This is a genomic window from Pseudomonas sp. 10C3 (genome assembly GCF_036346185.1).
Classification (GTDB): domain Bacteria; phylum Pseudomonadota; class Gammaproteobacteria; order Pseudomonadales; family Pseudomonadaceae; genus Aquipseudomonas.
This window is the reverse complement of record NZ_JASJVE010000019.1, coordinates 78,446-92,574: the sequence shown is the minus strand read 5'-3', so window position 1 is coordinate 92,574 and position 14,129 is coordinate 78,446. Positions and strand designations below refer to the sequence as shown.

13 protein-coding genes and 6 pseudogenes are annotated in these 14,129 nt (G+C 54.8%); 8 read left to right on the top strand and 11 right to left on the bottom strand.

The genetic code is table 11. From position 1 onward, the window contains the following. Positions 1-313 precede the first annotated feature (313 nt). The 3 genes from QN399_RS19245 to QN399_RS19235 all read left to right on the top strand — a co-directional run bounded on the left by QN399_RS19245 (position 314) and on the right by QN399_RS19235 (position 2,607). Positions 314-646, top strand: a complete 333-nt coding sequence (locus QN399_RS19245; RefSeq protein ID WP_236255051.1) for a transposase — start codon at positions 314-316, stop codon at positions 644-646. Continuing rightward, complete coding sequence (gene tnpB, locus QN399_RS19240; RefSeq protein WP_236255050.1) at positions 643-978, top strand: IS66 family insertion sequence element accessory protein TnpB; 336 nt, start codon at positions 643-645, stop codon at positions 976-978. The genes QN399_RS19245 and tnpB overlap by 4 nt, the downstream gene beginning before the upstream one ends. 81 nt (positions 979-1,059) lie before the next feature. Continuing rightward, positions 1,060-2,607, top strand: coding sequence for an IS66 family transposase (locus QN399_RS19235; protein WP_330201432.1), 1,548 nt, complete (start codon positions 1,060-1,062; stop codon positions 2,605-2,607). Between the two features lie 140 nt (positions 2,608-2,747). Here QN399_RS19235 and QN399_RS19230 read toward each other — a convergent pair whose 3' ends face one another. The 4 genes and pseudogenes from QN399_RS19230 to QN399_RS19215 all read right to left on the bottom strand — a co-directional run bounded on the left by QN399_RS19230 (position 2,748) and on the right by QN399_RS19215 (position 5,789). Then, positions 2,748-3,860, bottom strand: coding sequence for an FAD-dependent oxidoreductase (locus QN399_RS19230; RefSeq protein ID WP_322178502.1), 1,113 nt, complete (start codon positions 3,858-3,860; stop codon positions 2,748-2,750). Further along, complete coding sequence (locus tag QN399_RS19225) at positions 3,857-4,531, bottom strand: cupin domain-containing protein (protein WP_330201431.1); 675 nt, start codon at positions 4,529-4,531, stop codon at positions 3,857-3,859. Before QN399_RS19225 ends, QN399_RS19230 begins: the two co-directional genes overlap by 4 nt. A gap of 67 nt (positions 4,532-4,598) precedes the next feature. Then, positions 4,599-4,940, bottom strand: a pseudogene (locus QN399_RS19220) (carboxymuconolactone decarboxylase family protein). Positions 4,941-5,015: 75 nt separating this feature from the next. Continuing rightward, positions 5,016-5,789 carry an SDR family oxidoreductase gene (locus QN399_RS19215; RefSeq protein WP_330201430.1) on the bottom strand — a complete coding sequence of 258 codons (774 nt, stop codon included), beginning with the start codon at positions 5,787-5,789 and terminating at the stop codon, positions 5,016-5,018. Positions 5,790-5,975: 186 nt separating this feature from the next. Here QN399_RS19215 and gcvA point away from each other — a divergent pair, with 186 nt between their 5' ends. Beyond that, a complete protein-coding gene (gcvA, locus tag QN399_RS19210; protein ID WP_330201429.1) occupies positions 5,976-6,932 on the top strand; it encodes a transcriptional regulator GcvA in 957 nt (318 codons plus the stop codon). A 154-nt stretch (positions 6,933-7,086) separates the two neighbouring features. On the opposite strand, the pseudogene QN399_RS19205 reads toward gcvA, so the two are convergent. The 3 genes and pseudogenes from QN399_RS19205 to QN399_RS19195 form a co-directional block, all read right to left on the bottom strand. After that, positions 7,087-7,326 (bottom strand): annotated as a pseudogene (locus QN399_RS19205) (transposase domain-containing protein); the annotation flags it as partial. A gap of 214 nt (positions 7,327-7,540) precedes the next feature. Further along, the gene (locus tag QN399_RS19200; protein ID WP_322178498.1) at positions 7,541-8,590 is read right to left on the bottom strand and encodes a DMT family transporter; all 1,050 of its coding nucleotides are present in this window, start codon (positions 8,588-8,590) and stop codon (positions 7,541-7,543) included. Positions 8,591-8,621: 31 nt separating this feature from the next. Beyond that, positions 8,622-9,181: pseudogene (locus QN399_RS19195) on the bottom strand (nickel/cobalt efflux transporter); the annotation flags it as partial. Between the two features lie 215 nt (positions 9,182-9,396). Between QN399_RS19195 and QN399_RS19190 the strand changes: the two are divergent. Both QN399_RS19190 and QN399_RS19185 read left to right on the top strand, forming a co-directional pair. Continuing rightward, a pseudogene (locus QN399_RS19190) lies at positions 9,397-9,525 on the top strand (GntR family transcriptional regulator); the annotation flags it as partial. Further along, positions 9,506-9,865, top strand: a complete 360-nt coding sequence (locus QN399_RS19185) for a TonB-dependent receptor (RefSeq protein ID WP_330201428.1) — start codon at positions 9,506-9,508, stop codon at positions 9,863-9,865. The pseudogene QN399_RS19190 and the gene QN399_RS19185, both read left to right, overlap by 20 nt. Positions 9,866-9,989: 124 nt before the next feature. Here QN399_RS19185 and QN399_RS19180 read toward each other — a convergent pair whose 3' ends face one another. The 3 genes and pseudogenes from QN399_RS19180 to QN399_RS19170 form a co-directional block, all read right to left on the bottom strand. Beyond that, positions 9,990-10,355 carry a histone-like nucleoid-structuring protein, MvaT/MvaU family gene (locus QN399_RS19180; RefSeq protein WP_322178496.1) on the bottom strand — a complete coding sequence of 122 codons (366 nt, stop codon included), beginning with the start codon at positions 10,353-10,355 and terminating at the stop codon, positions 9,990-9,992. Between the two features lie 35 nt (positions 10,356-10,390). Then, on the bottom strand, positions 10,391-10,525 hold the full coding sequence (locus QN399_RS19175; protein WP_322178495.1) for a hypothetical protein: 135 nt from the start codon (positions 10,523-10,525) through the stop codon (positions 10,391-10,393). 157 nt (positions 10,526-10,682) lie between these two features. After that, positions 10,683-10,990: pseudogene (locus tag QN399_RS19170) on the bottom strand (helix-turn-helix domain-containing protein); the annotation flags it as partial. Between the two features lie 343 nt (positions 10,991-11,333). Here QN399_RS19170 and QN399_RS19165 point away from each other — a divergent pair. After that, positions 11,334-12,821, top strand: a complete 1,488-nt coding sequence (locus QN399_RS19165) for a SulP family inorganic anion transporter (RefSeq protein ID WP_322178494.1) — start codon at positions 11,334-11,336, stop codon at positions 12,819-12,821. A gap of 13 nt (positions 12,822-12,834) precedes the next feature. Beyond that, positions 12,835-13,686 carry a universal stress protein gene (locus QN399_RS19160; RefSeq protein WP_322178493.1) on the top strand — a complete coding sequence of 284 codons (852 nt, stop codon included), beginning with the start codon at positions 12,835-12,837 and terminating at the stop codon, positions 13,684-13,686. Positions 13,687-13,734: 48 nt separating this feature from the next. Here the strand turns inward: QN399_RS19160 and QN399_RS19155 are convergent. Next, positions 13,735-14,103: pseudogene (locus QN399_RS19155) on the bottom strand (Na+/H+ antiporter NhaA); the annotation flags it as partial. Between the last annotated feature and the right edge of the window lie 26 nt (positions 14,104-14,129).

Below are 14,129 nucleotides of genomic sequence, written 5' to 3'. Positions count from 1 at the left end.
GTGATGATTTGGCGGCTCATGAACGAGGTGCTGGGCGAAATTTCCTCGCTGGATCCCTATTGGCGCGTATGTGTCCCAGCCAATACTGGTTTCACCCGCATGTATTCCATCAGGTGGGTAAATCAGCTATCGAGGGAAAAACCATGAGCTCCAAAAGCGACAACGACAACCACTCCAACCAGCTCAACGAGAATAATGACGCGTACTGGCGTATGCGTCCGGCCAACACATCTTCCTGACCCCAGAGCCAAAGGCGATGGTGTCCACCTAAATTGAAGTGGACACCAGTTCTAGCCTTTTAAGCGGGTATCGCATGCAACCACCACGTCGTTCTTACTCCAAATCCTTCAAGGCCCAGGTCATCCAAGAGTGCGCCCAGCCCGGCGCTTCGATTGCCAGCGTCGCACTGAGCCACGGCATCAACGCAAACCTCGTCCATAAGTGGATTCGACTGCAATCGCAGACAAGTGTTGCCAAGCAACCAGCCTTCATTCCGCTGGCTCTACAATCGCCCGTCTCTCGCTCAGATATCAATCCAGCCACTATTTGCCTCGAAATCCCACACCCGCGTGGCACCGTCAAAGTGAGCTGGCCAACCGAAAACGCAGCGGCCTGTGCAACTTTTCTTCGAGATCTGTTGCGATGATCCGCATCGATTCAATCTGGCTCGCCACCGAACCCATGGACATGCGTGCCGGCACCGAAACTGCTCTGGCACGAGTGGTGGCAGTGTTCGGTGCGGCGCAGCCGCACTGTGCTTATTTGTTTGCCAATCGCCGCGCCAATCGCATGAAAGTGCTGGTGCATGACGGGTTGGGTATCTGGCTGGCGGCCCGCCGTCTGCACCAGGGCAAGTTCGTCTGGCCGGGTTCTCGACACGGTACTCAGGTGGAGTTGGGTGCGGAACAGTTGCAAGCTTTAGTGCTGGGTTTGCCTTGGCAAAGAGTCGGGCCAAGTGGCGCAATTTCCATCCTATAACGCCCGCCATAGCCAGTCGGGCCGTGCAATTGTCCGATGGATCTATCGTCGGTATTAGCCTGTTCTGGCAAAATCGGCGGTATGAATTCGCTCCCCAATCTCGACCAACTAAACCCTGAACAACTGCGTGCTTTGGCGGCGCAGTTGATGCAGCGTGTCGAAAGTCTCGATCAGGCAGTCGAGGCAATGGGCAAAAAGATTCATCGTGACCAAACGGTGATCGAGAAGCTGACCCACGAGATTGCACAGCTCAAACGTTTCAAGTTTGCCAAGCGCAGCGAGCAGTTAAATCCGCAACAAGCCAGCTTGCTGGACGATCTGATCGATACCGATATCGCTGCGATTGAAGCTGAGCTTCAGGCACTGCAAACACCTTCCGTTCCTACCGAAACAAAGCAAAAGCCTAAGCGCACAGCGTTACCGCCGGAGTTCCAGCGCCCCCTGATCCATCACGAACCCGACAATAGCCATTGCCAGTGTGGCTGCGCCCTCAAGCGTATTGGCGAGGATGTCAGCGAAAAACTCGACTACACGCCGGGCGTGTTCACTGTCGAACGCCACATCCGAGGCAAGTGGGTTTGTGATGACTGCGAAACGCTGATCCAGGCACCGGTTCCGGCGCACGTTATCGACAAGGGCATCCCGACCGCAGGGCTGCTGGCCCATGTCATGATTGCGAAGTTCGCCGACCATCTACCGCTCTATCGTCAGGAATCGATTTTTGGTCGAGCTGGCCTGGTCATCGCTCGCTCAACCTTGGCGCAATGGGTTGGCAACTGTGGTGTGCAGTTGCAGCCGCTGGTGGATGCCTTGCGTGATGCCGTTCTTGCACACGGCGTGATCCACGCCGACGAAACGCCGGTACAGATGCTCACGCCCGGCGCAAAGAAAACCCATCGCTCCTATGTCTGGGCCTACGCTACCAGCCAGTTTTCGGACTTGGCGGCGGTCGTTTACGACTTCAGCCCCAGCCGCGCAGGCGAACACGCCCGCAACTTCCTGGAAGGCTGGAAAGGCAAGTTGGTCTGCGACGATTTTGGCGGCTACAAGGCCAGTTTTGAACTCGGCGTGACCGAGATCGGCTGTATGGCCCATGCGCGGCGCAAGTTTTTCGAATTGCACGCCACGCACAAAAGCCAACTGGCAGAACAAGCCTTGCGATACATCCAGCTGCTGTATGAAGTCGAGCGTGAAGTCCGTGATCTAGAGCCTGATTTTCGCCGCCTGAGACGGCAAGAAAAAGCCGTGCCGGTGATGGATGCCCTGCATGCCTGGATGATCGCCCAGCGTCAGATCGTGCACGATGGTTCGGCTATCGCCAGAGCTTTAGATTACAGCCTAAAACGCTGGGCGGCGCTGTCGCGTTACCTCGATGACGGGGCCGTACCCATAGACAATAATTGGGCCGAAAACCAAATCCGACCATGGGCTCTGGGTCGAAAAAACTGGCTCTTTGCAGGCTCCCTGCGTAGCGGAAAACGTGCGGCGGCGATCATGAGTTTGATCCAATCAGCACGGCTAAACGGGCATGATCCGTATACCTATTTGAAGGACGTTCTCACGCGCCTGCCGACGCAGCGGGCGAGTGAGATTTCCGAGTTGCTGCCGCATAAATGGCAACCCGTTTAGTTACGCAAGACGGGATGCCCGGACGCATACAGATGTTGCGGCTTTGAGTTTGCTCCGACAGCACGAGAGTCGCTTCGTTCATATGAGAGATCCTTTGGGTATCCGTGTGAAATGGCCGAGTCCGCCGAGCGCGATCAGCTCTATTTTTGGAGCATCAGGCGCACGCCTAATGCAGCTGCTTCGATGGCGCCTGCGATGTACCCCGGAAACTGCGGTGACCATTCACTGCCAATTCCAATCAACCGCCCCGCCCAAGGGGAGGAATCGACTGTTGCTTCCAGGCTGATTGAGTGTTGCCCTCCGTCGAGCAAATCTTGAGCAACAGAGGTGAGAGGATCCTGCGCCCAGTCTTTGAGGAATTCAGCCACAGGCTTACCCGCCTCCGGCCCGAAAAGCCGTACCAACTGAGCGCGACACATTGTCTGCAACTGTTCTTTAGGCATTACGTTGCGCATCTGAGCCGGGATGCCTATAAAGCCGAACAGCGCAGCATGTCCACCAGGCGACGAGGCATCATGAATCTCCACCATAGGGCCTATTGCGCTCTGTGCTTGTCCGGACAATCCGGTTTTGTTCCAGAATGCGGAGTCGAATACGGCGAGGTATTTGGCGTGAGGAGCCATCCAGGTTGGGGTACTTCGCCATAGCTGCGCAACCGAAGGGGGAAGCCCTGGTAAAAAGTCTATGTCTTGGGCCAGCAATCGCGGTGGAGCGGCTAACAGAATATGCTCGACCACCCATGATTCTCGGCGGCCATCCCCGCTCTCACTCTCTATTTCCAAGTGCTGCTCGCAGGCATGGAGACGACGTACTGCCCATCCCATGCGCACTTTTTCGGGATTTACGTTGGCAGCAAGCGCATCGACTAAAGCCGCCATGCCTCCCAGTAAGCGTACCGAAGGCGGCGAAGTAGAGTAGCCCTGCGTGCGTATGGGCCTCGCTCCGGCAATGCGCTCGATCACGCTATCGCCTTGTACGTTCTGCACAAACCGCTCTAGGCCGAGATCGGCTACCAGGCTGTCAAGCTGTGGCTGGAAATCGGGCCAAAACCAAGACGGCCCTAGGTCAAAGCGGTCGGAGGGATCTGATAAGCCTGCGACTGTGCCCTCAAGGGCAACGGATAAAGCCCGTCCTCCGAGTCTCTCGCGGGCTTCAAATAAGACATAATCATAGATGCCTTGGGATTCGAGTAAATGAGCCGCGTATAGCCCGCTGATGCCGCCGCCGATGATCGCGATGCGAATCCGGTTCATGGTAATGCCTTGCTTGAGAGCCCGATCAGGCGTCCACGCCTAAAATAGATCGTGCACCCCTCTGTTGCGGTATACAGCTTCGGGTGTTCTCCCGATGGAAAACGCAGCCAGCTGCCAGCCTCGTAATGCCGTCCGGCTTCGACCAAACTTCCAGCCAAGACCAAAAGCTCGGAGTTCTCGACGGGAGTATCGAATAACAGTGCACCCGCAGGTAAGCGCACCAGACAAACAGCCTCGGATTCACTGGCATGTAACGGGCAGACCTCGCGGCCGCTTTCTTGTTGCCATGCATCTGGCCGTCGCGTGTCGATCCGCACCTTGACCTGCTCATCAGCAGACATCTGCCAAAGCTTCACGAAAATGACCGTGCCTTCAGGGCTGGAAGGCGCATGACTGGAACCCGGAGGGTTGCGCAGATACAAGCCTGCAGGATAGCTGTCGTCATCGTCTACAAACGTACCGGAAAGCACGAGAATTTCTTCTCCACCAGGGTGTTGATGAGGGGCAAAACTGGAACCGGCTGAGTAGCGAACAATACTCGTTGCACGAGCTCTTTCGCCGCCGACTCGATCAAGCATGACTCGCTCTACGCCTGGCTGTGGCGATGCCACCCATTTGTAGTCATGAGCAGCGACAGTAGCACGCTGGGTAAAGTCAGCATTGATGAGCACGGCTGTTCTCCAGGGAATTACATGCAGGTATTGGGCGAAGGTGATCACCGCCGCCGCGTATCGATTCTCAAGCAACAGGCAGTTGAGCGTGTGCTTCCAGGACTCTTGCCGAATACACCAATGCAGCGCCTGCATTGAGCGCGATGGCAACACCTAGTGCCTCGGCAATCTCGCCCCGGGTTGCGCCATGTTCGACAGCCTTCTTGGTGTGGATGCTGATACAGCCATCACAGCAGGTAGTCACCGCCACAACCAATGCGATCAACTCATGCGGCTTGGCATCCAGATGGCCAGTCTTGGCAGCTGCGCCGTCCATCGTCGTCAAACCACGCACAACATCGGGACTTTGTTTCGCGTATTCACCAACGCGATCAAGAAGAGCGTCGCGATAGGCATTCCAGTCTTACATCATTGCAGTGTCTCCAGGCGATTCAAGTGATAGCAATCGCGCATGCCTGCCTCTGAAGGCATGCTTGGATCTAAATTAATTACGCCCGGCCATTACACCGCCATCGACGTCCCAGATAGCACCTGTGACCCAACTGGCTTTTTCGGACAACAGGAAGGCAACCACCTCTGCTACCTCCTCAGGAGTCCCCACTCGTCCGATTGGGTGGAAGCTGTTGAAGCCCTGCAGCGCTGAATGAACCTCAGCCTTGGGAATGAAACCTTCGTAGATAGGGGTCTGCACCACCGCAGGCGATACGGCATTGACGCGGATATGCTTGGATGCGAGTTCCATCGCCAAGTGCTGAGTCAGCGAATGCAAGCCGGCTTTTGCCATCGAATAAGCGGAGGACGGAGTGGCGGCGATAGCCTGCTTGCCCCACATGGAACCAATATTGACGATTGCGCCGGGACGCCCCTTGGCGACGAGGTTGGCAGCGACTTTTTGGGTGATGAAGAAGGAGGCCTTGTTCAGCTGCATATACTGATCGTAGTCGGCGTCCTGGTGCTCCAGAAAAGGCTTAGGGAAAAATACGCCCGCCGCGTTGACCAGAAGGTCGAAGTCAGCGTGATGCTGATCAATTTCCTGGAGCAGCGCTGCCAGGCCCTGTGCGTCGGTCAGATTTGCAGTCAGCGCGCTCACCTGGCCGAATGCTGCCAGCTCCTGACGAGCCTGCTCGGTTTTCTCTGCACGGCTGCCCACGATGACTACGTTACCGCCTTGCTGTAATACGAGTCGCGCGGTTTCCAGGCCCATTCCACTGGTGCCGCCGACGACTAATAATTTCTTGCCGGTGAATTGATTGCTCATTTAAATACTCCAGATAGTGAGTGAGGCTATGCGGGAAACCGAGAACCGGTCATCAGCCTTTAAAACGTGGCCCTTAATCATCCGCCCCTACGATGTGCTGCTTAGGTACGAGCGAATTATTGAGCTCTATCGATGGCGGTACAAACGAGATAAAGTGTCAGGTCGATAAAGAAAAGGTTTACCGCTATGGCAGCGCCCGTCCATCTCAATGCACTGCGGGCTTTTGAAGCCAGTGCTCGTCATCAAAGCTTTTCTGTTGCTGCCGAAGAGTTGAACGTCACCCCGGCAGCCGTTGGGCAGCTAGTGCGCACCCTTGAGCAGTGGTTAGGCACGCCCCTGTTCCATCGAGGCTCCAGTGGCAAGGCACGGTTGGTCGCTACGGAGGCTGCTGAGCGTGCGCTCCCTGACATTCGGGCTGGATTCGAGCGGCTTACGTTGGGCATGGAACGGATGAGGGAGAATTCACCCAGCGGGGTTCTGACGGTCACGGTCAGTCCCGCATTTGCCGCCAAATGGTTATTGCCGCGAATTGAACGCTTCCACGCCGCTTGGCCAGATACTGACGTCCGGCTTGATACGCAGCTCAAAGCAGTAGACTTCCTGACTCAAAGAATCGATATCGGAGTGCGATATGGTGCCGGTCACTGGCCTGGACTGATCGCAGAAAAACTTATGGACGAGGAAATCTACCCTGTTTGCTCACCTCTACTGAAAAATACGCCGGACTGTTTGCAAACGCTGGCTGAATTGGCAAATGAAACCCTGATTCATGACCTGTCGATGGACGGACACGCCGGATTCACGACTTGGGCTACCTGGTTGCAAACGGTTGGGATGAAAGACCTATCGACGCAGCGGGGGATGAAGATCAACAACTCTGCAGCGGTGCTTCAAGCGGCAATAGATAGGCAAGGGATTGCGCTTGCGCGCAGCGTCATGGCGCAAGATGATCTGGCTGCTGGTAGGTTGATCCGCTTGTTTCCGGACATTCAGTTTGTCTCTCCATTGGCCTATTACGTTGTCTATCGCTCGGAATGTGTAAGCCTACCGAGATTAAAGGCCTTTCGAGACTGGTTGTTTGAGGAGGCTCGCACCCTATCAAAAGATCGCTGGCTCGCTTTTGGTGCGGCTATCGCCAAATAGTATTCGAGCGCTTTAGATACTTTGTTCCCTGAGCGCTATCAACATTGGAATGATTTGGCACGACGTCGCGTGAATGCATTGCACGGTTCAGTCAGGACAACCGCAGGGCTCGGGGAGGAGACAGTATGCGCCCCGGGCAACCCGCCTGGCGCGATCAAGCTGGCTGCCACTTGTGCGGCAGCAACTGATCGATTTCACTCGCCCGCTGCGTCGGCAGACGCATGAGAACGTCCTTCAAATAGGCATACGGATCATGCCCATTCAGCCGCGCCGACTGGTTCAAACTCATGATCGCCGCCGCCCGTTTTCCACTGCGTAGCGATCCTGCAAAGAGCCAGTTCTTGCGTCCAAGAGCCCATGGCCGGATCTGGTTGTCGGGTAGTCAGACGCGGTTACCCGCGTCCAACCCCCTAAGAAGGGGCTCTCTTTTTTTTGCACTCCGCGCGTCAGGAACCTCTTTTACGACGGGAGGGGCGCTGAGTTATGCCTGAGACGAGTTTCGGTATACGGAGCAAACCGACATATTGTCAGATACCCCATTCCACAACGGCCCGCTTGATAAAGCTCGTTTATTGGCCCACCGCCCAGCCTGCAAACCACCTACGCACTTAATGGTCATGTCGGTGGTGCGCGTCGGGGAAGTGCGGATGATCATGGGCCATGGGCTGGTGCTGATGCCAATGTCGGTGTTTGGTGCCCGGCGTGACGGGTTCATCATGTGCATGTTGGTGGTGCTCGTCGTGTACATGCTCGTGCTCGTGCTCCATTGCCTCGTGCTGGTGTTTATGTTCATGGCGTTCGGTCAGGTGCAACCAAATGCCAACGGCCATTAGCGATCCGGCGATTAGCAGCGGCAGCGTGACGGGATCGCCCATCGCCACAGCAAGCAATGTTCCTAGGAACGGAGCCACAGAGAAGTAAGCCCCCGTGCGGGCGGTGCCTAGGTGACGCAGGCCTATGACGAACAGCGCCAAGCTCACGCCATAGGCAAAAAAGCCTACCGCCAGCGCTCCTACCAAGTTGGGCAGCGGCGGCAACGTCGTCCCTACAACAAAAGCCAAGACTAGATTGACCGTTCCAGCGACCAAGCCTTTAACCGACGCAATCCAGGTTGCGTCTGTCAGCGACACCTTGCGGGTCAGGTTATTATCAATTCCCCAGGCAAAGCAGGCGCCTAAGATTGCCAGCGCTGGCCATAAGCCGGAAAAATGCGCTTCACCTGGCCAACTCAGAACGAGCGCGCCAGCCACGATGGCGATCATGCCCAAGGCAATATGCCGGTCAAAGTTCTCCTTGAAGGCAAACCACGCGAGCAGGGCGGTAAATACACCCTCGGCGTTGAGCAACAGTGACGCGCCGGATGCGGGCATGCCGGCTAGTCCCACCATCAACAATACCGGCCCAACAATGCCACCCGCTGCAATCGCTCCTGCGAACCAGAGCGCTTCGTTGCGTGGCAGACTTACGCTGGGTGCGCGGCTCAGCAAGCGATATAGCGTTAGCCCCAGCCCTGAACCAAGATAAAGCAGGCCCGCTAGCAACCAGGGACTGACACTGTTCAACAGCATTTTCGCCAGCGGTGTTCCCGCGCCGAACAGCACGGCTGCACCGAGAGCGGCCAATACGCCCGATTGGCTCAGTCCATTCTTCCAGCTCATGTGTTCAATTCCCCGCTCACCCAACTGAGCCTTATGCGTTCAGGCCGATCCAGCCATGGACACCCACGTAGAGGCTAACACCAATGATCAGTACGCTGGAAAAGTATGGTGCACGACGCGCAACTGTGCCCAGCCAAGGCCAGCGATTGGAGGCTTGTTTCGCGCCAATGGCCGCAGCCACACCGACGGTTACCAACGTAAGGGCCAGACCAATGCTGAAGCACAGTACCAGCACACCCCCCAAGGCGACTTCTTTGACCTGAAGGCAGAGCAGCAAAACGGTGATAGCTGCAGGGCAAGGAATCAGCCCCCGGTCAACCCGAACATGATGATCTGACCAGTGCTGACTTCACGGTTGGTGAAGCGCTTACGGATATCGTTGGCATGAGCAAGCTCATGCGCATCCTGATAACCATCAATCGACAGTTCTAAGCCTTCCAGTTCGGAATGCGCGTGTCCGTGGTCGTGTTCCTGGTAATCCAGATCATAATCATGAGAGTAACCCGCATGTCCGAGGCTCAAGCGCGCGCTGAACTCGTGAGGTTCAGGAATATCTTCAACCGACCCCAGGTAGCCATCACGCTCAACAAAAATGAATTGTTGCCTCAGATGAATCCTATCCACTCGATCTGGATGGGTATCTAGGATTTTTGGAGACGTACTTTCCGTCGCGACGCTAAGCCCCTCCAACTTGACGCTAACAGGCGCAGACAATCAGCGCTGGGTGTTTCCGCTTTACGAACAAACAGCTCATCTCACATAGCTACCGCAATCTCAATGTCGAGTTTCACCGGCTGCTTCATGCAATGGCACGCTCTCCCATCGTCTCGACCCGACAACTGGCGAACTTCGAGCTTTCCGATTTTTTCATCGTACAAAGTTGTGGCTTCAGCGCTCATTTGAAGGTGGTCACCGATGAGCACGACGAAATCATTGCCGCTCTTTCGACCAGAAATGCAGAGGCTGCCAAGAAAGCGGCCATGGATCACATCGAGAGCGTACCTGACCTACCAGGTGCCTGCAGTCCTATTGAGAGCAGGCCGCGCCTTAGCCACCGGAGCATGTTATGTAGGCAAGCGGGCGGGAGATCTGAACAACTCCTTCGGGTTTCCGGACTACACCACCCAGGACGCCTTTGCATCCTGGAAGATCGGCCACTTACTGGGCAAGAAAACGTCTTTACAGCTCAATGCCAGTAACTTGACTGACCAAGGCTATTTCGTTTCTTCAGGAGAAATACACGGCGAGCCAGTTGGGGAGAAGTCGTATTCTTAGGCTGACTGGAGAAGTTTCTTTCTAGTGCCGCACCTGCGAGCGTACGCTCACTAACGCTAGATGAAATGAACCTCTATAGCTATAAAAAAGGCCCTTAGCGGGCCTTTTTGTACTCAAACAAAGATCACTTAGTCAGCCAAGACTCCACGGTGTTAGCGCCGTGTTCGGCTTTCCATTCCTTCAGCGTTTTATGATTCCCGCCCTTGGTTTCTACTACTTCACCAGTATGCGGATTTTTGTAGACCTTCACTTGGCGTGGCTTACGAGTGCCGGATTTTGACTCGGTTGCTGGCGCGCGACGACCTGCATGTGGGTCAAGCAAATTGATCACGTTCTGCAGGCTGTAACCGTACTGAGCAAGCAGCTCACGCAGCTTGGTTTCGAATTCAATTTCCTTCTTGAGGCCAGCGTCACCTTTCAGTGCTTCGAGCGCTTGGAGCTGTTCGGCTAGGTGTTTTTCGAGCTGGCGAAATTCTGCGAGTTTAGACATTGGAGACCTCTTCTAGATTAGTATCTTTAGTGTATTCAAGCCAGTTTCAAAATAACAGTACCTTTCAAACCATCACCACAAATCGAATTACCATTTTTTACTTCAGCTTTCGAGAGACGATTAAACACATCTTTATAAATGTCAGCATCGGCCAGCGAGAAAAGCAGCATTTCGATCTCATGGATAGGGTTTGTGTCATCCCAGATGATGTCGGCTCACATTTCTGACCAACAATAGATAAGCTGCATAGGCGTTGCGCTCAGGAATAAAATGGTTCTTTCAAATAGTCTTAGGATCACTCGTATCAGAAGTTTGGACTTTTGCATGCTTCAAGTCATTGGCCGCCCACCGCTTATGCACGGAGGGCGCTGATATGCCAGCGGCACGGGCCATGCTTCGCCAGCTCCAGCGGAGCTCACCGATACGAGGTTGAGCAACCTGATCAAGCACGCGACGGATTGTGTTGGCAGGCAGAGGCAATTTACGTCCACGGCCGGGCTTGTCGAGCAGGCCTTCCAATCTGAGCGACTGAAAACGATGGCGCCATTCGGAGACCGTAGGCCGAGAGAAACCAGTCAATCGTAGATTTCTTCTCACATAGATCCTTGCGCAGCTAGCGAGATGACGCGGGCTCTTGTCGAAAGGCTGGTAACGGTATCTGTGAAAGCATCACTAATGCCGACTTGGGTCGCAATCGTGATGCTGAATGCTGTACGATTCGCGAGTGACATACCTTCTCGAGCACAGGAACATCAGCATGACTGTACTCCAAACGATTTTCTGGCAGCCTACGCCGCCTTAGCGCAACGCCCCCTCGCCGCACCTGCTGCTGCCCGTTTTACGTGCGGCCGCGCTCTGCTGTATGCACGGTTCTAACACCTGACGCACGCAGCGAATCCGCCCTTACAATTTGAACTCGTGTCGACCTGCTCGCCGCTTGCCCGGCGTGCCGTGCGGTGCATTGCTTTGGATATTCTTATGCTTCAATCGATCAAAAATACTTGGTTCTCCAACATCCGTGGAGACGTGCTGGCAGGGATTGTCGTGGCGCTTGCCTTGATTCCCGAGGCCATTGCGTTTTCCATCATCGCCGGTGTCGACCCTAAAGTAGGCCTCTACGCTTCGTTCTGTATTTGCGCGGTAGTGGCGTTCGTGGGAGGACGCCCTGGGATGATTTCCGCCGCCACGGGCGCCATGGCACTGCTTATGGTTACTCTGGTCAAAGATCATGGTCTGCAATATTTACTAGCCGCCACACTGCTGTGCGGTGTTCTTCAGATTCTGGCTGGGTTTCTCAAGCTGGGCTCGCTCATGCGCTTCGTCTCCCGATCAGTTGTAACTGGATTCGTAAACGCGTTAGCCATTTTGATTTTCATGGCCCAGCTGCCTGAGCTTACAAATGTCACTTGGCATGTTTACGTCATGACAGCAGCGGGTCTTGGAATCATTTATCTGTTTCCATACGTGCCGAAGATCGGGAAGCTCCTTCCTTCCCCTTTGGTCTGCATCCTGGTGCTTACCGCAGTGACCCTCTATCTCGGGCTCGACATTCATACCGTCGGGGACATGGGCCAGTTACCGGACACGCTACCTATATTCCTCTGGCCAGAGGTTCCGCTCAATTTTGAAACCCTACGGATCATCTTTCCTTACTCCGCCGCACTCGCCGTTGTAGGTCTGCTGGAGTCGATGATGACTGCGACCATCGTTGATGACCTGACCGACACCACCTGCGATAAGAACCGCGAATGCAAAGGTCAGGGTATCGCTAACATCACTGCCGGGTTACTGGGCGGTATGGCCGGCTGCGCCATGATCGGCCAATCGATCATCAACGTAAAATCTGGGGGCCGCACCCGACTTTCCACACTGTGTGCAGGCATATTCCTGCTGCTCATGGTTGTGTTCCTGGGTGACTGGCTTTCTAGAATCCCAATGGCTGCCCTTGTAGCCGTGATGATCATGGTGTCCATCGGTACATTCAGCTGGGACTCGTTGCGCAATCTCAAAGAGCATCCGCTTTCGACCAATATCGTGATGGTCGCGACGGTAGTTGTAGTGGTCGCCACCCATAACCTCGCCTATGGGGTGCTGGTCGGCGTGCTTCTCGCTTCACTATTTTTCGCAAACAAAGTCAGCCATTACCTAGCCATCCAATCAACACTCGATGCTAAAACCTCACATCGGATCTACACGGTAACTGGGCAGATTTTTTTCACCTCAGCTGACAAATTCAACTCGATTTTCGACTTCAAGGAAGCGCTTCAGAAGGTCACCATCGACCTTACGCAAGCTCACCTTTGGGACATCACCTCAGTGGCTGCGCTGGATAAGGTGGTGATCAAGTTCCGTCGAGAGGGTGCAGAGGTTGTGGTGCTAGGTTTGAACGAAGCCAGCGCAACCATCGTGGATCGCTTTGGCGTACACGACAAGCCTGATGCAGTCGACAAGCTCATGAGCCACTAAAAGGAGAACAGCAATGACCCAAGTAATGGCCTGTATCGATGGCTCACTATCATCCCTGTCTGTCTGCGATTACGCGACCTGGGCCTCTAAGCAGATGAAGGCACCACTCACACTGCTTCATGTGCTTGATCAAGGTAAATACCCTGTAACGGGGGACTTGAGCGGAAACATTGGTTTGGGGAGCCGCGAACACCTATTGGCAGAACTTACCGACTTCGATGCGAAACGCGCCAAGCTGGCACTGGAGCAAGGCCAGTACCTGTTGGAAACGGCCAGGAAACGCGCCATTAGTTTTGGGGCTGATCATCTTGAGATAAAGCAACGTCATGGTCATTTTGTAGATAGCTTAGTCGATCTTCAAGATGATACCCGCCTCTTGGTAATCGGCCGCGTAGGCGAAAGTAGCTCAAAGGCTGGACACCAGGTAGGTAGTCACTTGGAAACCACTGTCAGGACGATTCATCGGCCGATTCTGATAGCCGCGAGCACGTTTAAAGAACCAGAACGAGTGCTGCTCGCATTCGACGGCAGCGCTACGGGGTATAAAACCGTACAGATACTTGCCGAGAGTTCTCTGTGCCAAAACCTGCCAATTCATTTGGTCATGGCAGGGGCGGAGTCAAATGACAGCCTCGCACATCTCCAAAAGGCGAAGGCTATTTTGGTGGCCGCAGGCTTTGATGTTCACGCAGAAATCAGGCAAGGAGAGGTTGAGCCAATGCTCCATGCCTATCAGACAGAACACCGTATCGACTTGCTGGTCATGGGAGCCTACGGGCACTCACGCATACGTGAGTTCTTCGTAGGCAGCACGACTACAACGATGCTTCGAACAGTCACGATGCCTCTATTGCTGCTTCGCTGAGAGAGGTCTCTAAACCACAGAATTTCTTTGCACTGAAAAATACTGTGATCAGCTCACGCGGGATTGTCTAGCTACGGCGGCGCCTGCTAGTACGCTGCTGCGGCGTAGGACAACGACGCCACCAGTCGCAGCCAGGATCGAACCGATCAATACCCCGACTTTGACTTCATCAATCAAATGAGCTGATCCGGCGAACGCCAAGTTGCCGATAAATAGACTCATGGTGAAACCAATGCCGCACAACAGTGCTAGACCATAGCGTTGCACCCAGGAACTCCCTTCCGGCAGCCTGGCCAAGCCCATACGAATGGCCAGAGCAGACAATAGGAAAATGCCAACCTGTTTGCCCACCAACAGGCCCAGCGCTACGCCCAGCGGAACCGGGTCGAACAGGTTTTCTAAAGAAATACCGGCCACACCGTTAGTGCGGCACATCAAGATTA